Consider the following 19137-nt stretch of genomic DNA (forward strand, 5'->3'; position numbering starts at 1 on the left):
TGGGCTGAATGCCTTTGTGGCGATCCTCTTTGTGACCACTCACTGCATCTCCCGGATGTTCACCGTCACGCTGACTGTGCTGACGAGTCGGTTGTGGTTGCCGGCGCGTCCAGGGTCTGAAGCATGCGCAAGGCATCCCCCAGACTGTGCGGACGGAGCAGACCAGGTCCCTGGATTCGACCCCAGCCGGGGCCGCACAGCAGCACCAGGCTGTGGATGCGGGCCCCGCGAACACCCCAGCCGGTGGCGGCGATGTGATGGGCGAGCGGCGCGCTCGCCGTGGCGCGAGACTGTCAATCATCGAGCCTCTTCGAGGAGGAGACTGGTCGTCATCATCACCCTGAGCGTCCGCGTGACACCGCGGTGTCTGAAGGAGAATCTGCTGTTTCCCGTCTCTGCCCGAGTGGGCCGGGAACGGTTCTGTCCGGGCGGATCGCGCTGTAGGCCAGGCGGCTGTGGCCGTCGACGGGGGAGTGGGCGTGGTCGGATCCCATGGTGTTGCGCCAGGCGTTGCCGGCCTGGCGGCCCTGGACCGTGTGGTCGCCAGGCGTCGGGGATGCGGCCGAGGTTCTCGACGTCGACGTGGAGCCGTCCGCCGGGTTGGTTTCGTGCGTCGAGACACCTGACTCCGGCGGACCCCGAAATAGACGCTGAACACCCCCTCGACATCAACTGCGGGGTGCCCGCTGACCCGGCGGAAGGTGGGCGTCAACCCGCTGCTGCCGCGAGTGGTGGGCAACAAGCTCCTGCCACCCGCGTGGCACGAGGCGGCCTACGCCAACCCCGAGCTGCCCCCAGGGGCGGTGGACGAGGACGACGACGGCGCGGCGTGACCCAGACGGTGCCGCTGAGCGACTCGCGATCCCGTGGCCACATGACATTCCGGACAAGGATGGCGCCGCCCCGTGACGCTGAAACACGTGCCTCTCCATGTGCTCGGCCGCACAACTCGCGCCCTGCCGGCAGGCGCCGGACTTCGCACGTTGCGTGATCCGCATGCTTGTGAGGATGGCGGCGAAAAGGAACGGTCGCCCCACGGTTCCTGCGGCCTGACCTGCATCGGAGGTGTTCGTCCGGAACCGCGCACACGCACTTCGTCTTCATATGTGTGCAGATGAAGGGCGTGGTGTGGGGGCGGGTTGCAAGAAGGATGCCTCGTGCGGGATTGTTGCCTGAAGGAAATGATTCCTTTTGAGTTGGTGAGGTGAGGGATTCGCCCAGCGAGTCCTCCATATTTGGCTTCCACCCAAGCGCAGACCGTCACAGACACTGACCCGGACTTCCCGTGGGGCCGTGCCCCCTACCCGGTCCTGGTCGCAGACGCGGCGGGTCTTCTCACGCAACGCAACGACGCCGCACAGGCCCTACTGCCCGCAGCGCACCCCGGCACACGCCTGGCCGATGTGGTTCCGGCCTGGCTCGCCGCGGCCCACCGGTCGATGCGCCTGCGCGGCCCGCGGGCCGCGCAAGAATCGGACGCGCCGCTCTCCGGTGAGATCGAAGCCCGGCGTTTCGAGGCGCACCCCAGCGTGCGTGACGACGGCACGGTGGCGTGGTGGCTGGTGGACGACACCGACCACCAACTCGCCCGTGAGGCCCTGCACATGGAGCGGGAGCGGACCTCGTTCCTGGCGAAGGCGTCGAGCACCCTGCTGTCCTCCCTCAACCTGGGGCGCTGCATGGACGTGACCGCGCAGATGGCTGCCGAGAACCTCGCCGACGCGGCCCTGGCCATCGCCCCGGCCCACGGCCAGCGGCTGCCCGTGGTGACCTGCCTGCGCGGCGGCACCCCCACCCCCTCGCAGGAAGCGGTCGACCCCGACGAGGTTCCCGGTCTCGGCGAAGCCCTGCGCGGGTTCCCGCCGGTGCCCTCCCGGTGGATCGACCCCTCTGCCGCGCCGCCCTGGATGATTCCCGAAGGCTTCGGTCCCATCGGGGCGATAGTGATCACTCCGCTGCCGGGGCACGGCGTCCCGGCCGGTGCGCTGGTCCTGCTGCGCAAGGAGGGCAGCGCCGCCTTCACCGAGGAAGAGGAAGTCTTCGCCCGCCTTTTCGCCGCCCGTGCCGGAGCGGCGCTGTCGGCGGCCCGCCTGTACGCGGAGCAGACGGCCATCACCGAGGTACTCATGCGGGAGCTGCTGCCCCCGGCCCTGCACCAGATCTCCGGCGTGGACTTCGCCGGCAGCTACCGCCCCTCGGCAGACCACGAGCGAATCGGCGGAGACTTCTACGACGTGCACCCCGCCGCAGTAGAGGGTGAACCGTCGCTGGTGACGCTGGGCGATGTGTGCGGCAAGGGCCTGGAGGCCGCCGTCCTCACCGGCAAGATCCGCAACACCCTGCACGCCCTGCTGCCCCTGGCGGACGACCACCAGCGGATGCTCACCCTCCTGAACACGGCACTGCTCACCTCGCACCACACCCGGTTCGCAACGCTGGTCCTGGCCTCCGCCGCCCGCAAGGGCAAAGAAGTCCATGTCCGGCTGACCAGCGCAGGCCACCCGAACCCGCTGATCATCCGCGCCAACGGCACCATCGAAGAAGCCGACACCCGCGGCACCCTGATCGGGGCCCTGCATGAGGTCCGCGCCCACACCACGACCGTCACGCTCGCCCCCGGGGAGTCCTGCATCCTGTACACCGACGGAATCACCGAGGCCAAGGGCGGCCCGCTGGGTGACGCCCTCTTCGGGGAAGAACGCCTTCAACGCGCCCTCGCCGGATGCGCCGGCATGCCGGCCGAGGGCATCGTGGAGCACGTCCAGATGCTCGCCTCCCAATGGGTCGGCAACCGCCGCCACGACGACATGGCCGTCCTCGCCATCTCCGCACCCCGCACCCATCATCTGAGCGCGGTGAACGGCCACACCCGGGGCAGGTACACAGCATGAGCACGAGCACCCCGCCCCGCCTCCCCGAAAGCGCCCACATCCGGGAACTGGCCGACCAGCTCTGGCACGCCGTGGCGGTCGCAGACGAGTACACCGCCACCGACATCGTCCTGCGCGCCCTCGACGACGGCATCGACCCCGAGTCCGTCCTCCTGGATGTGATTGCAGCGGTCCAGGGCACCGTCGGTGAGGAATGGGCTGCCGACCGCATCAGCGTCGCCCAGGAACACGCCGCGACGTCCATCAACGAACGCGCCGTCGCCGCGCTCTCCCTGCACCCCACCGCCCGCCGGACGCCCTACCGAGGCCGGATCACGGTGGCCTGCGTGGACGGTGAATGGCACGCGCTGCCCGCCCGGCTGGTAGCCGAGGTACTGAAGCTGCGCGGCTGGCAGGTCGACTACCTCGGAGCGCAGGTTCCCGCCCCGCATCTCATCTCCCACCTGCACACCACGAGAGCCGACGCGGTCGCCCTGTCCAGCTCGATCGCCACCAGGCTGCCCACCGCCCACGCGGCCATCACCGCGTGCCAGGCCATCGGCGTCCCCGTCCTGGTCGGCGGCGCCGCGTTCGGCCCCGACGGCCGCTATGCGCAGCTGCTGGGCGCCCAAGCATGGGCCCCGGATGCCCGTGCCGCTGCCGACCGGCTCGCCGAGGGGCCGCTGCCACGACCGCAGGCCGACCACCAGCAGATGGACGATCTGCCGCACCTGGCCGACCAGGAATACACAATGGTCGTCCGCAGCAGTGACTCCCTGGTGCGGACCGTCTTCCTCGCCCTTGAGGACGCCTTCCCCGCCATGCGCGCCTACGACGACGTGCAGCGCGAGCGCACGGCGGAAGACCTCGCGCACATTGTGGAGTTCCTCGCCACCGCCCTCTACCTCGGCGACGAAAACCTCTTCACCTGGTTCATCACCTGGACCGCCAAGATCCTCCAAGCGCGGGGCGTGCCCGCACAGTCCCTGCCGCCGGCCCTCAGCCTCTTCAATCGTGAGCTCAAGGACTTCCCCCGGGCGTCCCGCACACTCCAACGCGGCATCGAAGCCCTCACCACCGATCACCCCATAGCTGGAACGCCCGCATGACCACTTTGCCCCCCGCACTCCACCTGACCACCATCGACACCGAGGACACGGTCCGCATCGAGATCACCGGGGATCTCGACTACGACACCGCCGACCTCCTCCTGGACGAGGTCACCGCCCAGCTCTCGGCCCGGCCGGGTCTGCACGACCTGCACTTGCACTGCACGGGAATCGGCATCGTCGACTCCATGGGACTGTCGATTCTGCTGATGATCGGCCGCCGCACCACCGCGGCCGGGGCACGTCTGCACCTGGACGACCGGCCCGCGACACTGGACCGGCTCCTCAGCATCACCGGTACGCTCGACCACTTCACGGCAACGACCCCCACCGACGCCGCAACCGCACACCAGAACACGGCAGAACCCCCGACGACCACGGGGACAGCACAAGCGGCCCGCCCCACCGGACCGGACGGCACCACCTGAGCCACGCCCGGCCGACCACCCGGCACAGCACCCAGCCACACGGGGGAGTCATGCCCGCATCCGAAGCCACCCCTAGCAGGATCTGCTCCGAGGCCACTCAGAGCGCCAGCAGCATCGCCGAACTCCTCGAGGTCCTGTGGACGCGCTCAAAGGACGCCACCGCACAGGCCACCGCACCTGCCTCCCCCTCGCAGCTGCGGCTGATGTATGTCGTCGACCGGCAGGACGGCATCAGGATGCGCGCCGTCTGCAAGCTGCTGGACTCCTCACCCCCGAGCGTCAGCCGTATGTGTGACCGTCTCCAAGCCCTCGGCTTCCTCGAACGCCTCCCCTGCCCGGCAAGCGGCCGTGAAGTCACCCTCTGGCTCAGCCCCGCCGGAAAGAGGCACCTGCAGCGCATCCGTGAGCAGCGCGAGGCCATGCTCCATCAAGCCATCCACAACATGCCCGCCAGCGAACGGCGAGCCCTGGCACGAGGCCTCACCCAACTCGCTGTACAACTCACCGCCACCGACGGCAAGGAGCACAGCAGACCCGGCGCCCACTCCGCAGCCTGAATCCCGCGCGCAAGCCGGGAGCACCGCTCACTCGCCGACTGGACTCGCCCGCCTGTCCGCAAATGATCGTTTGACGAAAGGCGGTGTCCAATGAACCTGTTCAGTCTGGGGGCGCCCCGAACCCAATCAGATCTGATGGTGATTGCCGACAGGTAGGGACCGATCCTCCGCACGGAAGAGGCCCCTCGGTGGCGAACCTGGTCTAGAAGCGCGTCCGACCGTCCAGCAGTCCACCGCCCGGCAGAATCTCATCGTGGACGAGGACGGGATCGAGGAGCCGGTCTTCTTCGAGGAAGACGGCGGCACCTCCAGCCGCCACCCCTCCAACGCCCGGAGTTCCGCGAGCTTTTCGACTACCCGCGGCCCGGTGCACGTCCCCGAGATGTTCCGCCTCGTCCGCGGACCGGCCACATCCTCGACGGACTCGACGTCCTCCACCCCGACCAGGTGGCGCTGTACATCCACGGCCGCGCGTTCTCCGCCATGGACCTCACCGCCCGCCACCCACGCACCGGATCACTGCTGTCCACCGTGAAGTTCATGGCCCAGACCCTCGCCGCCGGCGAATTCCAATGCGAACTGACCTATGACGGGCTGCGCGGGCCGAGTGCAGTCAGGGCGGACCACGCCCCGCCGTGGCGGCCGACCAAACCGATTGCGCGCGCACCGCGTACCTGGAGGGCCGCTCCATCGCCGCCCTCGTCCGCGACCACGGCGGCACCCGCGGCGCGATCCGCACGGCCGTCGCCGACCTCCCGCCCGAGCACACGCCATCGAGGAAGACGCCCCGGCCCCTGAGCTGCCGTCACCTCGACATGCCAGGCAAGGTCTCCGACTTCCTCCGCACCACCGTGCTGGAACCCCCGAGCAAGCCGCGCTAGACAAACGGGTGACCGTACGGCGCGTCCAGGGCTACACCCTGCCCATCAGCGCCGTCCCCGCCGTGCACCGCCAGCTCCTCGCCCGCTGCCGGCCGCTCGACGGCGCCCATGGCGTCCCGGCTCAGCGCAAGGGCCGCCGCGAGTACAAGAACCGAGTCAGCACACTCCCGCCCTGACCATGATCGAGGCCGGACTCGGCCCGCCGATACCGCTACCGGCCGCCGGGGTGCCGATCGCCTGCCCAACCGCCATCGACGCCCCCTCCATCATCCAGCACGCACCTGTCGGGCTATGGCTGGGAGCGTTTCCCGTGGCCCTGTTTGCTGCGATGTCGCCGGAGGCGGTTCGCCGGCGCGCCGAGGACCGCGTGAACGGCGTGGGTCGCGTTGCCGTCCACGGTCATCGGCTCGTCGCCGCGGGCAGCAGGGCGGGCCTTTGCCGGGAGGAACGCGATTGCTGTGGCCGTTGTGCCCCCAACGGTGGAAGCGACCGGAGCCGCAGGAGTCAGGGCGGTTTCGATGCAAAGACGATGCGAGTTGTTCGTCTTGCATCGAATCCACACAGTTGGAGGTGGTAGTCGCTCATTGCGACCGATTGACCCGCCGGAGGAGTAGCCATGACGAGCTCAGAGCGAACCAGCGCGGAACTCGACGACAGCGGCCTCGTGGACGGGTTCCTCAACGGCGACGAAGCGTGTCTCGAGGCTGTGCACCGACGCTGGGCCTCCCTCGTGTACTCCCTCGCCACGCGGTCGCTGGGGGATGCAAGGGAGGCGGAGGACGTCACCCAGGTGGTGTTCCTCGCCGCGTGGCGAGGCCGCGCCGGATACATCCCCGAACGGGGCAGTCTGCCCGGGTGGCTGCTGGGCATCGCCCGACGGAAGATCGCCGACGCGCTGTCCGCCCGAAGCAGGCGTACCGAACTCGTCGCCACCGCCGGCGCCCACATGCTGCTAGGGGCTGACGACGAGGCGACATGGCCAGAGGCCGCCCTGGACCGACTGCTGCTCGCCGAGGAACTGTCCCGGCTCCCGGTCGCGCAGCGTCACGTGATCAACCTTGCGTACTACGCCGACCTCACCCAGACCCAGATCGCCGAACTCACCGGCTGGCCCCTGGGAACCGTCAAGAGCCACGCGCGGCGCGGGTTGCACCGTTTGGCGTCGCAGCTCCGCAAGGACGACATCGCCGCGTGCGTTGCGTGACAACGATGCACGATCGATTCGCCCCAAGATCTAGGCGGTTTCGTTTGGCGCATCGAGCGGACGCCTGCGACGTGGAGCCCGGCCATGCGGCGCCCGCGGCGCGATCCGCACGGCCGTCGCCGACCTCCTGCCCGAGCACACCGCGACCACGTCCGAGGAGGCCACCAAGGGCGAAGCGGGCTGATGGAGGACTGGCACCAGCACGTCTCGCAGATGTACCTGCTCCCACCCCAGCTCCAGATCACGCCATGCTTTGGGGAATCGAGAGGAGCGAGCCCTCCACCGCGGTAACCAAGTACGCGAAGGAAGCCGCGAAGCTGGGTGCGCCCGCGGAGGTGCAGTGGGCCGAAGGGTACGGGCGGATGTACGGGTGCGGCGCGCCGCGCGCCGCGGGTCAGACCTACCGGTGGACCTCTGACGGCACCCACATCTACGCGGCGGACAGCACCACGGTCCCGGCCGAAGAAACGTACTGGACGGATGAGAACGGCACGCTGACGATGGCCCGCAAGGGTGCGGCGGCGCAGGAGTGGACGCTGGCCTCGTGGACCCCTCAGCCGTCGCCGAGCAACGCAGAGCGGGCGGTGCTGCTGACCGGCCTGTTCGGCCCCCTGGGTGCTGCCATCGCTGACACCGTCGGCCTCTGACAGCACATCACCCGTACCGGTCCGGACAGGGGGGTGTGCGCCTTCGAGTGCGCGCCCCGCTGTCGTGCGGCCGGCGCGCCCGCCACGTGCAGTCCGGCCAGGTAGACAGCCGCTGTCTTCTCGTAGCGGGTGGTCTGCCACCCCGGCTGCCGCGTCGTAGGCGGTGGCCACGTTGATCTGCTGGCACGGGGATGACCGCCCGGATGCCGCGCCGCCGAGGATGTTCACGGATGGCCCGTGACGAATACGCCTTGTCGGTCAGGACAGCCTCTGGCCGAGACCGGGGCCGTCCACGCCTGCCGGGAACACGCCGGCGGGCCATCACTTCAGGGAAGACAGGCGCTCACCGGCCTGTCCGGCGGTGAGATGGAAGGTCAGCGGACGGCAGTTACCGTCGGCCGCAAGATGGATCTTCGTGGTCAGACCGCCACGGGATCGGCCGATGGCGTGGTCGTCCGGCTCGCCGGCTGGGCCCCCTTTTTGCGGGCTCCAGCCGCGTGCTGGGGAGCTCGCACGATAGTGGAGTCCACCGAGACGGGCTCTGGCCGCAGTTTCGTGAGCCCGTTCAGAAGGACCGGTAGATCCCCTCGGGATCATCGTGAGCCCATGCCGCGTACTCCTCGAAGCCCAGGTTGCCGATGCTCAGGTTCGCGTGGACGTCGTGGAGCCCTGCGGGCGTGGTGCGGAAATCGCGGCCGAACTCGGTCAGTTGTTCGTAGTCCTCTTCGTCCACGCACTCCTCCCGCGTCAGCGTGGTGACCGCCAGCAGCGGGCGGCTCTCGGCCTGCATAGTTGTACGGTCGGCGAGAAAGACAACGGCCAGGTTGTCGTCCCCGCAGACCGCAGTCAGCACCTCCTCAACGGTCGCCCCTGCCCAGGCCGGATCGTTGATGAAGTGGACGTGTGCCTCGTACTGCCTGTCTCCCCAGGGCTCCATCAGTGCCGCCGCCACGTCCTGCCACGCCTGGTCGTCGAGGTAGTCGGTTCTGACGACCAGGGCATCGAACTCATCACGGCCGGTGACGGCGGGCAACACTCTCATGGATCCTTCTCCTCGGTGACGATCGGTGAGCCGTGCCCGACTGTCTCATGGGCCGTTTTCGAGGATGCGGGTCCGGAGGAGTTCGAACGAGGCTCGGCCATACATAGCTCGCTTGAGTGTTTTCACCCGGTTTACGTGTCCCTCGACGACCCCAGAACTCCAGGGCAGGGTCAGACCGGCGGTCACCGCGTCGAGATCCTGGCGGAGGAAGCCCGCGAAGCCCTTCATCGGCTTCGGCGCGTCCTGCTCGGCCTGCCGGATCCACTCCAGCAGCAGGTATCCGCGCCGGTGACGGACCAGGTCGGCGAACGCCCGAGCGAGATCACAGGCCCGGGCGATGTCCGGGCAGGCGAGCCGGACATCAAGGAGTCGCTCGTCCTGGCTTTCGGTGAGCGTCTCCCGGGGCCGCATGATCCATGAGGTGATCTTGCGAGGGCTCGGAATGTCGGCCCGGACCGGTTCGGCGGTGCCCGCGCGAAGGGCAGCGAGGTGTTTGCGGACGACCTGACGGCTGCCCCGGTAGCCGCGAGCCTGGATCTCCAGGAACAGTCGGGTGCCGCTGACCTGGCCTTGTGCTTCGGTGAAGCGGGCGTTGAGATATGCCTTGAATGGCTCCAGGACGCCGTTGGGGCGGCGCTCGCGGGCGGAGGCCAGCAGCTCGTCGAGGTCGGTGTCGCGGAAGCGGCGCACTGTCTTGCGGTCGAGGCTCAGGCAGCGGGCGATGGCACTGATCGTCCAGCGTTTCTCCAGCAGGCGGTGGATGTCCTCGTAGCGGTGGCGGGTGCGATCGAGGATCTGAGTGCGGGGCAGCTCCGCGGGCGGTAACAGCATCGGGAGCGGCTCCGGCACCTCCGTCACCGTCTCCTCCTCGGCGCGTTTGCGCAGGCAATCGCGGTGCTGGTGGCAGGTCTTCTCCACCGCGGCGGACAGGTTCTGCAGCAGGTGCCAGCGGTCGGCTACTTCCAGGGCGTCCGGGGCGGCTTCCCTGACCGCCTTGGTGTAAGCGGTGGCCCGGTCCCTGCAGATGATCTCCGCACCGGGATGCTCGGTGAGCCAGGCCGCGAACGTCTCCGAGGTGCGGTCGGGCAGTACGTCCACGACCCGGCCGGCCTCGACGTCGACCAGCCCGGTGCCGTAGGTGCAGCCCTTACGGAAGGCGAACTCGTCCACCCCCAGGACCCGCGGCGCACGGTCCGGCACCGTCGGCGCCGTCAACAGCCTGAGCAGCCGGGTTCGGCCCGCGACCAGCCGCAGGCGGCGGCACAGCCGCGCGGCCGGACGGCCGCCCAGCTCCACCGCGATCGACCGCAGCCACCCGGTCAGTCCGGTGCTGGAGCGGCGGTGCCGCTCGGACAGGCCCGGCACCTGCTCGACGAACGTCTTGCGGGAACAGTTCTTCCGATCACAGAAGTACCGACGGACCCGCAGCCGGACTATGACTCGGCGCGGCCCCAACGGCCTTTCATCCAGGGCTCGTTGATACGTGCTATGCATGCGCCTCGCCTGTTTCCTGCAGTCTGGGCACCGGCCCGGGCGAGCGGTGGACACGGCCTCCACCACGAGGACATCGGAGGAGTCGCTGACGCGCTCCACTCGCACATCGATCCCGGGAAACAGCACAGCCTCGACCGTCTTGCTTGCCATGCCGGGACATACTCTGCCGAAACGATCCCTCGCTCACCTCCCTGACCTGGGGATTCACGGAACTGCGGACAGACCCCCGAGACGACCCAGTTCAGCTCCTCGTCGGCGTCAGCCTGTGCCAGAAGCGTGGTGAACACCTGCTCCCAAGTGCCGTCGGCAGACCACATCCGTAGCCGGTCGTAGACACCTCGCCAGCTGCCGTACTTCGCCGGCGGCTGCACCCACTGCGCCCCTGTCTGAAATTCCAGGCAACGGCGTCGATCACCTCTCGGTGCTCCCGCCACCGTCCACCCCGCTTCGGTGTCCGGTCCGCAAGCAGCGGCTCGATCCGGGCCCACTGTGCGTCAGTCAATGACACACCCTGACAAACGAGCAGACAATCCTGAGGGAGCGACTACACGCAGCCGGTGCCATCGGCCTCACCAGCAGCTGTCCACCAGGAGATCACTCGCACAGCCATCGCCTCTGGCTCTGACGGCAGAGGGGAGAGTCCGAAGTGATCCTCCAGCTTGTGCCGCAGGAACTCACCGATCTCTCCTTGGTCGCAGCCACCCCGGAGCCGCTTGAGGAGGGGAGCGAGCATGCAGTCGTACTCATCCTGCACATCGTCAGCGACGCCGATCGGATCCCACTCATTGAGCAGATGTCGCAGGCCATTCTCGGTGACGTCGGTTCCCGGTCGCATCGCTCCAGGGTGCCACCCGGAAGTCGTCGTGATCACTCACCCCCCACCATGATCCAAACGAAACCGCCTAGTACTCCAGCTGTAGATCTCGATCTTCATGTCTCGGCGGCTTGTCGCTGATAGTGGCTGGCCCGGGATCGAGTCTGGTGACGGCGGCGCCAGTGGGACCACTCGAGTCGGTGGGCCGCGCCGTGGATCGGCCAGCCGACGAGTGCGATGAACAGGTGCTGGATCTCGTTGCAGGTGAGGGGGATCAGTCCGTCCGGTTTCGGGTGGCGGCCGTGTTCGTCGGCGCGGACGACGGTGAGGAAGGCGTGGGCGAGCATCGCGAGGGTGACCCAGCGGTGCCAGGACGTCCAACGCCTGACCTGGTGTTCGTCCAGTCCGGTCAGGCCCTTGCCGGACTGGAAGGTCTCCTCGACGGTCCATCTGCGTCCGGCGACGCGCACCAGGGTGGACAGCGGCGCCGGGGCGGCTGAGTACCAGCGGTAGAAGGCGAGTTCGCCGGTGCGTCGGTTGCGGCGGACGAGTAACTGGTGGTGGCCAGGACGGCCGTCGGCGAGGTCGGCCAAGGCCCAATCGTAGAAGCGGTGCCCCTTCGCTCCGGCGCCGGCGGGGAGTTTCTGCCAGGCTCTCCGTGGCAGCTTCCTGATCAGGGCGTCGGCGCGGAACGTGCCCGCGTGGGTGGTGATCTGGTGGTCACGGGCGACGGCGAGTACGTAGCCGACCTGCCGTTTCCCCAGGGCGGTGCGCAGGTGCGGGTTGGCTCCGTAGACCTCGTCGCCGGCCATCCAGGATGCGCGGACGCCAACGTCCAGCGCGCGGGTGATCATACGGACTGCGAGGGCGGGTTTCGTGGCGAAGGCGACGTCGTCGGGTATCCCGGCGGCCTGGCAGCGGGCCGCGTCCTCGGTCCAGGAACGCGGGACATACAGCTCCCGGTCTATCGCCGCGTGCCCGAGCGGAGTCGAGTAGGCAAGGTAGACGGCGACCTGGGAGTTCTCGATGCGCCCGGCGGTGCCGGTGTACTGGCGCTGCACCCCCACCGTGCCCGTGCATTTCTTCAGGTCGCCGGTCTCATCCACGACAAGCACCGCATCCTCGTGGTGCAGGTGCTCGACGACGAAGCCTCGGATGTCATCGCGTACTGCGTCGGCATCCCACTTGGCCCTCGACAGCAGGTGTTGCAGACCGTATGGGTTCGCGTCCCCGGCCTGCTCGGCGAGTGTCCAGCAGTTCTTGCGCGGCAGGTCCGACAACAGTCCGAGTACGAACGCACGTGCCCGGCGGCGGGGTTCGACCCGGACGAACCGTCCCGCGATACGGCCCATCAGGACCTCGAACGCCTTCTGCCAATGGGCAGGATTTATGCTGTGACCTGCGGCCACCGCCTGATCTTCTGTCTTCACACACTGATGATCACCGGTGGCTGCATCCGTTCCGGAACCACCCCGACCAGCAAGATCAGGATCTGGACCCGAGCACCAACGCTGGAGTTGAATCGGCTGATGGACATGTCCTCCCGAGAGATCCGCATGCCCCTCAGCGAGGTCGTCGCAGTACTGCAGGACCTGAACGAGTTCGTCGTTTCCCTCGACCGACTCGGATCCCGCCAGGCATCCGGAACCGCCGACGAGTACACCGTCGGCAAATTCATCGCCGACTGGGATGTCGCCCGGCGATTGGCCCGCGCCCGACATGTCATCAGCGTCGCGCTGGATGCACAACTGAGCGAGGAAGACAACGCCGAGATCGACACCCTGTGCGACGAAGGCCGCTTCTACGGCACGGACAGCGCCGGCAGGCCCCCCACTGACCAGCCCAGTTGAGACAGGAGGCGCATCGGACCGGCCCAATCCAGGCGGCAAGATCGCGATCTACAGCTGGAGTACTAGGGAGCTTCGTTCACTTGGCGATAGCCGCCGCCCGCCATCGTCCTGCGGCTGGTTAGCCGCTCAAACACGCGCCGGCGAGGCCGCTGCACCCGCCCTGTCCTCGTTCCGACCACGTGGCATCCCGATGGAGACCCCTGCCCGACCGGAGACGACCGCCGGCCTCACCCGCCCGGTCCGAACCAGCCCGGCCGGTGACGGCCCCACTCGGTGGAGACGATCGGTGCGCTTGGCGTCATCCTGCGCAGGGCGCACCACACCGCCGGCCCTGTGCCGACGGAGTCAGTCGACCAGCGTCGACGCGTAGAGGTCCGCGGTGCTGTCGTCGATCGGGCTGACGTCGAGGTGAAGCCGGTTCTTCACGGTCTTGCCCTCGGGCACCTGGATGAAGAACAGGGTTGGCGTCATCTGGCGGGCCCGGGCATCCCCGACGGTCGGCACGCAGGAGCCGATCTCGATCTTGTCCTCGCTCCGGTCGATCACCGTGAAGTCCAGGCCTATGCACCTGAAGGCCGCGAGCCTCTCCGGATCGGGGTAGTCAACGACCAACTCGGTGAACCTTCTTGTATCGAGACTTCCCAGACGGTGCGGCCAGGGCTCAGGCTATGCCGCCCGTCCGACGGAGCCGGGCGGGTTTGACCCTGCATCAGGTTTCCGTAGAACCGGGCTGGCCCTGGGCCCTCGCCCAGGAACGTGCCTCGCCGGCATCCACGTCGAGGAGCGCGCGGCATCCACGTCGAGGAGCGCACGGCATCTACGTCGAGGAGCGCACGACGAGATCGGCCACCACATGCTCGACACGACAGGCTCTACGGCCGTTCACCTGCTGAAGGAGAAGCCGGGCGGCGCTCCTGCCCACTTGCTGGGCCGGGTAGCTGATCGTGGTCAGCCGTGGTCGCACGAGCGAAGCGAAGTCGATGTCGTCGTGGCCGATGACAGCGATGTCTGCGGGTATGTGCACCCCTGCGCGCTCGGCACCGTCCATGACGCCGACGGCGGTGACGTCGTTGACGCACATCACGGCATCCGGCCTGAGGCGAGTGGCCATCAGGCGCTCGAAGCCGAGCACTCCGGCTCGGCGGGTGTGCTCTCCCGGGATGATCAGGTCCTCGGGAATACTCAGTCCCGCCGCTGTGGCGGCATCTTTGATGCGTTCCAGGCGGGGATCTCCTCCGGTCGCGTCCTTGGGCCCTGCGATCACACCCACACGTCGCCGCCCGGAGGCGGCCAACAAGGCCAGCGCCTGCCGCACCGCGGATGCGGAGTCCGGCATCACGAGATCGACATCGCTGAACTCGACGTCGGCACTGACCACGGCGGGGATGCCCGCCCCGCGCAGGTCCTTGAACGCGTCCCGGTCAAGACGGAACGGCGTCATGACGACGCCGGCGAACCGCTGGTTGACGGCCTCGCGCAGCAGGTCCTCCTCGGCTTCACGGCGAGCGGCTGTGTTGCTGACGACCACGTGGTAGCCGTGCGCCTGCAGTTGGTCCTGCAGCGAGCTGGCCAGGTGCGCGTAGAAGGGGTTGGCGATGTCCGGGATAATGAGGGCGACGAGGGTGGACCGTCCGGTGCGCAGGCTGCGCGCCACCGGGTTGAGGGTGAAACCGAGCCGCCTGATCGCCTCTTCGACGGCCTGTCGTGTCTCGTCGGTCACGGGACGTTTGCCGCTGAGGACGTAGGAGACAGTCGCTGAGGAGACGCCGGCCGCACGCGCAACGTCGGTCATGGTCACTCGGCGCTGCATCGACACTCCTGCCCGTTTCCGTCACCTCCCGCTGCCCCGGCCCCGGCCGTGACCGGGGAACGCGGCACCGCGTCGCCCGTGACGGCTGCCACTGTATGCGGTCATCACCGGCGTGGTTAAGACCTTTCCTTCGCTGAAGCGAGGTGGTCCTCGGCTGTGTTCGGGGCTGCTGCCCGATCCTCAGCAGGTTGTCTTCGGACCGGCCCGCGCGGTGGGAGAAGGCGTGTCGGGCTCAAGGCAGCGGCGGCACCGTCGGGTCGCGCCCGGCAGGCGCGGCAGTGGACGAGTGCACCTGCCGCGGGCGCAGTGGACGAATGCGCCTGCGGCGGGCGCAGTGGACGAGTGCGCCTGCCGCGGGCGTCGCGTCGACCGCAAGGCTGGATGACATGGAGACCACCGGTGTCGCGGCCGGCCGGTGGACAGCCATGCGGACAGCGCGGTCGCTGGGGCCGGATCGCCGTGACCGCTCTGCTGCGCGCGGCGATGCTCGCCGCACTGTGCAGGGAGTGTGTCTGCACACCCGCAGGACGCCCAGCCGTCCCAACCCTCGGGTGGCCCGTGTCTTCGCCGGTCAGGGGGTGAGAAGCAACTGGCCGAAGTGAAGTTCCAGGGACTGGATGCGCCAGCCGTCGGGAGTGCGGATGTAGCGCAGATCCTCGCTCTGGTGGACCTCGTTGGGGGTGCTGTTGCCACCGATGGCAACCCACAGGAGCCAGTTGCCGGTCGCGCTGTCCCCGTTGACCTCGATGATCGGGTTGGTGAAGCTGTGCATGGCGAAACTGCCTCCGGCGGTCTTCTCGGCGAGCATGGCGATGATGCTGTCGATGCCGTGAACCGCGATGCCCACGGCGGCGCAGGTCCAGCTGGCGTCCGCGGTGAAGACGTCGGGGAGCTGGTCGAGGGCGACTTCCTTGCCGATCCAGCCCTTGTTGACGCAGTCGGAGTAGGTGGCGGTCAGTTTCTTGATCTCTTCGATGTCTTCCAGCCGCTGGATGCGCTGCTCAAGGGTCGTGGTGTCGGTCACTGCCGTGTCCTTTCTCGGGGTCGTGCGGGGTGGCGCAGCAGCAAGGCGGAGGCGAGCTGGGATGTGGCTGCGCCCTGTTCTGCTGCGAGGGCGGTCAGTTGGTGGATCGCGTGCCTGCTTTGCTCGAAGTCGCCCGGGCGCCAACAGGGGGCGGTGGCCGACGCCGGCGTGACGGCTGTCGGCAGTGCCGTACTGGCCGGCGACCTTGACGGGGTCGGGTATCACTCTCTTCGGCATCGCCACGTGATTCCTCCGCACTTTCTCGTCATCGCATGCTGAAACCGGCAGTAAATGACAACTGAGGCGGACCATGATGTGCGTCATGGGACTGGGGAGCAGACGCGCCCTGCGTACACAACGCCAGCGCCGGTAGCTCCCTGGCGCACTCGGAGTTCTTTCCGCTACTTCCCTGCCAAGGAAGACGCCGTCATCCCCGATCCCGCAGCCCCGGCCTGCTGCTGAGACGCCCTTGCGGGCCATGCATGTCGCCCTCCAGTCGGTCGTTCAACTCGCCGAGGCTGACGCCATCCACACGGAGCGCGCCCTGCACATCATCAGATTGGCCTCTCCGCGGGCATCGCAAAGCATGTGCGTCGTCAGGAAGAGGCGACCGGTGAACGCCATCGTCACCGCCGCCGGTTCCCCCGGTGCCCGGTCCGGCGCCAGGAATGTCCACGCAGTCCGGGCCTGGCCGTCTCCGCCAGTTCCTCGGGAGATGTTTGCGGGTTCCCGGCTTCGTCCAGGGAGTGCTCGGAATACGCTTTCAACCCGTAGCCGAGTAAGGCGGATACGAGTGCGCGTCCGGGAAGGTGGTATAGGGCCTCCAGTTCACGCACCGCGTCTTCGCATCGCATGCAACTTCTTCGGTGTTCGGAGAATTGCGGGCTGATTTCCAGTTGGGACCGCCGTGCGGCAGTGTCCATTATGCGCACGTATCCTCGGCATTCAGGACTTGAGTCGTCCATCTCCTGATAGGCCTGTAGATAGTTACGGCTCAGCGTGAGCAGGGCATGGTCATGGTGGTAGTTGAACTCCTCCACGGCCGTTCCCGCATGCAGACTGGCCTTTTCGGGGCTGCTGCCTTCGACCTCGACGTACCAGAGCAGTTCTTGCTCGTGCTGAGGCGTGCGCCGCAGGGCTCGCAGCATGACGTTGCGACGTGCCCATTCAGGAACGGCGAGAGTCGGATCGACTCCGCAGCTCATCAGCCACCGGATGAAGTCGGGGTGCAGGCGTTGATTCCGCTCGTCTGCAGCCCACTCTGCGGCGAGCTCCTGGACCAGGATCAGCATGCCGTGGCGGACGGCCCGTGGCCTGAGACGGCCGGCGGTCGCGGCCGTCTCCGTGATGGAAATCGCCTGCCACGCGAGCTGGTTGGCATACCGTTCTTCGGGTGCGCACTGCCACGCATGACGAAAAAGTGACGGCATATGGCGGCCGCGAAATAGCCGTACAGCCTCGTGGGCGGGTGGTTCCGTGCTGGCCAGGTGAGCAATCAGCTCGCCATCTGAGACCGGCAGCTGACTTTCCCAGTCACGCGGGTGGTTGTTCTGTCCAAACATGAACACCCCTGGCGAATCGTGAGGAGGTCGGCAACGTCGAATGCGCGGCCCGCGGCCTCGGTCAGAGTGCCTCAAAAACTATGACAGGAAGCCTCGTGCTGATTCGGGAGGATAGCGATTCCTGTGCTCGGCTCCCATGCTGCTGCGCGCGGAGCAAAAGTCTCCTGGCGGAATCTCGAACGCTCAGGAGACCACGCTCGGTTGCTATGAGACGGTGCACGGGCAACCTGTGTGTCGAAGCGCTTCACGCGGTTTCACCAGTGCGCGAGAGGCCCGGTCTCACTATTCGCGCCTAACGTCGAACGTGGTGTCACCGATGCCGACCGTCACGCGCTGTGACAGTTCGTCAGGTCGTGGTGTGCGGCTCGGCCGGCCACGCTCCTCTTGTAGCGTAATCGATTACGTCATCGACGACAGCCTTGACGGATCTGCGTCTGAGCTATCTCGGCACGTCAGTCGGGCTGCGTCTCACCGGTCACCTGAACCACCGAGGAAGCGGTCGTCGAGTGTGGCTTCAGCACGATCTGACCGAGGCCCCGCTCGGTGGATGGCGTCGGTGTGGCGGCTGTAACAGCAGATCACGCTGCCGCCGTGCCCGCCGGCGATGGCGACTGCGGGATCCCGCCGCGCCTGAGTCCAGGAGGGTGCCCCGTTCCGGCCCGCGAGGGGAGCCGGGCCGTCCCGCTCACGCAGTACCGCGTGCCGCTTGCGCTCTCTGGCCAGTTCCTTCAGGTAGGCCGGCGCGTCCACCTGAATGGTGTGCCGGGCCGAGGCGACGTAACGGCGCCCTGTCCGGGCGCGTGCTGTCGGGACTGGGGACGGGTTCGTCTGGAGCGCACGCCGGTGGTGCCGCCTGCAGGCCTGTGGGTGTCGACCTCGCCTGCTTTCATGCGTGGGGGAGTCAGTCGTCTTCGTCGTGGATCCGTGTTCCCAGGTCCTGTGCCCATTCCAGTGCCCACGCTGTGAGTTCGGCGATCTGCTGGGCGTTCAGTCCGTAGGCGGTGTAGTTCTCGTCCTCGTACCAGTCCGCGCCGGTGAGCCGGTCACGAAGGTCTTCGAGGCTGAATTCATCGTGGGCACGTCGGCGGCCGAGTGCTTCAAGGTCGGCGATGAAGCGGTGGCGGGAGGCGGCCTCACGTCAATGAGGTCGCGGACGTCGCCACGGTCGGCAAGAGCGCGGACCTTGGTGCCGATCACATCATCGAGGGAGAGGACAGGATCGTAGGGGGTCTGGACATGCGTGGTCCGCCAGCCGCGCGCGGTGAGGCCGGCCGTCAGTGAGGCGACGATCTCATCCATCGGGGCGGGATTTTCGGTGGCGACGTCGAGGTCGCGGCTAACGCGTTCGACCAGACCGTGGGCCTGCACCGCGTATCCGCCGGTGAGCCCCAGGGGATAGTAGGGGGAGCCAAGGTCGAGGATGTCGGCGAGGAGGCGCTCGTAGCGAGGGAAGCTTCACGCGGCCGTCATGCCGCGGCAGCAGTGCGCGGCAGATCGGGGAAGGCATCCTCCCAGGCGTCGGGGATGTAGGGGCTGACCAGGCGACGCAGAACGGGCCCACTGCTCGGCCGGCAGCCGACGGTGAAGGAAGGCGGCCAGGTCCTCGCGCAGGCCTTCGGCCAGAACGACCCGCTAGAGGGTCATGCTGGACTTCGGGCGGTCCAGGCTGTAGCTCGTCCGTCCGGACTAGACGATGTGGAGCGGCAGGTCAACGGCGCCCTCGACGGGGCCCGCCAGCTCCCCGAGGCTCCCGGGCAGCCGGCTGCGGTAGTGGTTCCTCAGCAGCTCGGCGCGGAGGGGAGCGGTCGTCGCATCCACGCTTCCAGCATTGCTGATGGAAGACGG

The 19137-nt window shown here is 67.9% G+C and carries 18 protein-coding genes and 5 pseudogenes; 10 read left to right on the forward strand and 13 right to left on the reverse strand.

The features are described 5' to 3' along the window. Positions 1–422: 422 nt before the first annotated feature. A pseudogene (locus tag ACWDGI_RS41560) lies at positions 423–609 on the reverse strand (IS481 family transposase); the annotation flags it as partial. A gap of 92 nt (positions 610–701) precedes the next feature. Between ACWDGI_RS41560 and ACWDGI_RS41565 the strand changes: the two are divergent. The 9 genes from ACWDGI_RS41565 to ACWDGI_RS41605 all read left to right on the forward strand — a co-directional run bounded on the left by ACWDGI_RS41565 (position 702) and on the right by ACWDGI_RS41605 (position 7696). Continuing rightward, positions 702–833 carry a hypothetical protein gene (locus ACWDGI_RS41565; protein WP_450768230.1) on the forward strand — a complete coding sequence of 44 codons (132 nt, stop codon included), beginning with the start codon at positions 702–704 and terminating at the stop codon, positions 831–833. Positions 834–1235: 402 nt separating this feature from the next. Then, entirely contained in the window at positions 1236–2891 is a 1656-nt protein-coding gene (locus ACWDGI_RS41570; protein ID WP_450768231.1) for a PP2C family protein-serine/threonine phosphatase, read from the forward strand. Continuing rightward, positions 2888–3979, forward strand: a complete 1092-nt coding sequence (locus ACWDGI_RS41575; RefSeq protein ID WP_450768232.1) for a cobalamin B12-binding domain-containing protein — start codon at positions 2888–2890, stop codon at positions 3977–3979. The genes ACWDGI_RS41570 and ACWDGI_RS41575 overlap by 4 nt, the downstream gene beginning before the upstream one ends. After that, the gene (locus ACWDGI_RS41580) at positions 3976–4407 is read left to right on the forward strand and encodes an STAS domain-containing protein (RefSeq protein WP_450768233.1); all 432 of its coding nucleotides are present in this window, start codon (positions 3976–3978) and stop codon (positions 4405–4407) included. Before ACWDGI_RS41575 ends, ACWDGI_RS41580 begins: the two co-directional genes overlap by 4 nt. 50 nt (positions 4408–4457) lie before the next feature. Then, positions 4458–4964, forward strand: a complete 507-nt coding sequence (locus ACWDGI_RS41585; RefSeq protein WP_450768234.1) for a MarR family winged helix-turn-helix transcriptional regulator — start codon at positions 4458–4460, stop codon at positions 4962–4964. Between the two features lie 635 nt (positions 4965–5599). Beyond that, positions 5600–5845, forward strand: a complete 246-nt coding sequence (locus tag ACWDGI_RS41590) for a hypothetical protein (protein ID WP_450768235.1) — start codon at positions 5600–5602, stop codon at positions 5843–5845. Positions 5846–5853: 8 nt separating this feature from the next. Then, the gene (locus ACWDGI_RS41595; protein WP_450768236.1) at positions 5854–6021 is read left to right on the forward strand and encodes a hypothetical protein; all 168 of its coding nucleotides are present in this window, start codon (positions 5854–5856) and stop codon (positions 6019–6021) included. A 440-nt stretch (positions 6022–6461) separates the two neighbouring features. Further along, entirely contained in the window at positions 6462–7049 is a 588-nt protein-coding gene (locus tag ACWDGI_RS41600) for an RNA polymerase sigma factor (RefSeq protein ID WP_450768237.1), read from the forward strand. A gap of 248 nt (positions 7050–7297) precedes the next feature. After that, complete coding sequence (locus ACWDGI_RS41605; RefSeq protein ID WP_450768238.1) at positions 7298–7696, forward strand: hypothetical protein; 399 nt, start codon at positions 7298–7300, stop codon at positions 7694–7696. 130 nt (positions 7697–7826) lie between these two features. On the opposite strand, the pseudogene ACWDGI_RS41610 reads toward ACWDGI_RS41605, so the two are convergent. The 7 genes and pseudogenes from ACWDGI_RS41610 to ACWDGI_RS41640 form a co-directional block, all read right to left on the reverse strand. Then, positions 7827–8232, reverse strand: a pseudogene (locus tag ACWDGI_RS41610) (transposase); the annotation flags it as partial. A gap of 29 nt (positions 8233–8261) precedes the next feature. After that, complete coding sequence (locus ACWDGI_RS41615; protein ID WP_450768239.1) at positions 8262–8738, reverse strand: DUF6924 domain-containing protein; 477 nt, start codon at positions 8736–8738, stop codon at positions 8262–8264. A 45-nt stretch (positions 8739–8783) separates the two neighbouring features. Then, positions 8784–10286 (reverse strand): ISL3 family transposase, encoded by a 1503-nt coding sequence (locus ACWDGI_RS41620; RefSeq protein ID WP_450768240.1) that lies wholly within the window; start codon positions 10284–10286, stop codon positions 8784–8786. Continuing rightward, complete coding sequence (locus tag ACWDGI_RS41625; RefSeq protein WP_450768241.1) at positions 10172–10666, reverse strand: transposase; 495 nt, start codon at positions 10664–10666, stop codon at positions 10172–10174. The genes ACWDGI_RS41620 and ACWDGI_RS41625 overlap by 115 nt, the downstream gene beginning before the upstream one ends. Then, positions 10624–10740: pseudogene (locus tag ACWDGI_RS41630) on the reverse strand (transposase); the annotation flags it as partial. The pseudogene ACWDGI_RS41630 and the gene ACWDGI_RS41625, both read right to left, overlap by 43 nt. 36 nt (positions 10741–10776) lie before the next feature. Then, positions 10777–11067, reverse strand: a complete 291-nt coding sequence (locus tag ACWDGI_RS41635) for a hypothetical protein (RefSeq protein ID WP_450768242.1) — start codon at positions 11065–11067, stop codon at positions 10777–10779. A gap of 95 nt (positions 11068–11162) precedes the next feature. Then, positions 11163–12398 carry an IS701 family transposase gene (locus ACWDGI_RS41640; protein ID WP_450768243.1) on the reverse strand — a complete coding sequence of 412 codons (1236 nt, stop codon included), beginning with the start codon at positions 12396–12398 and terminating at the stop codon, positions 11163–11165. Between the two features lie 42 nt (positions 12399–12440). Between ACWDGI_RS41640 and ACWDGI_RS41645 the strand changes: the two genes are divergently transcribed. After that, complete coding sequence (locus ACWDGI_RS41645) at positions 12441–12896, forward strand: hypothetical protein (protein ID WP_450768244.1); 456 nt, start codon at positions 12441–12443, stop codon at positions 12894–12896. A 354-nt stretch (positions 12897–13250) separates the two neighbouring features. Here the strand turns inward: ACWDGI_RS41645 and ACWDGI_RS41650 are convergent. The 5 genes and pseudogenes from ACWDGI_RS41650 to ACWDGI_RS41670 form a co-directional block, all read right to left on the reverse strand. Continuing rightward, positions 13251–13541, reverse strand: a pseudogene (locus ACWDGI_RS41650) (VOC family protein); the annotation flags it as partial. A 172-nt stretch (positions 13542–13713) separates the two neighbouring features. After that, on the reverse strand, positions 13714–14688 hold the full coding sequence (locus ACWDGI_RS41655) for a LacI family DNA-binding transcriptional regulator (protein WP_450768253.1): 975 nt from the start codon (positions 14686–14688) through the stop codon (positions 13714–13716). Positions 14689–15277: 589 nt separating this feature from the next. Further along, positions 15278–15730 carry a nuclear transport factor 2 family protein gene (locus ACWDGI_RS41660; protein WP_450768245.1) on the reverse strand — a complete coding sequence of 151 codons (453 nt, stop codon included), beginning with the start codon at positions 15728–15730 and terminating at the stop codon, positions 15278–15280. Between the two features lie 626 nt (positions 15731–16356). Beyond that, on the reverse strand, positions 16357–17292 hold the full coding sequence (locus tag ACWDGI_RS41665) for a hypothetical protein (RefSeq protein ID WP_450768246.1): 936 nt from the start codon (positions 17290–17292) through the stop codon (positions 16357–16359). Between the two features lie 901 nt (positions 17293–18193). Next, positions 18194–18714 (reverse strand): annotated as a pseudogene (locus tag ACWDGI_RS41670) (nucleotidyl transferase AbiEii/AbiGii toxin family protein). Between the last annotated feature and the right edge of the window lie 423 nt (positions 18715–19137).

Source organism: Streptomyces sp. NPDC001220, assembly GCF_053597895.1.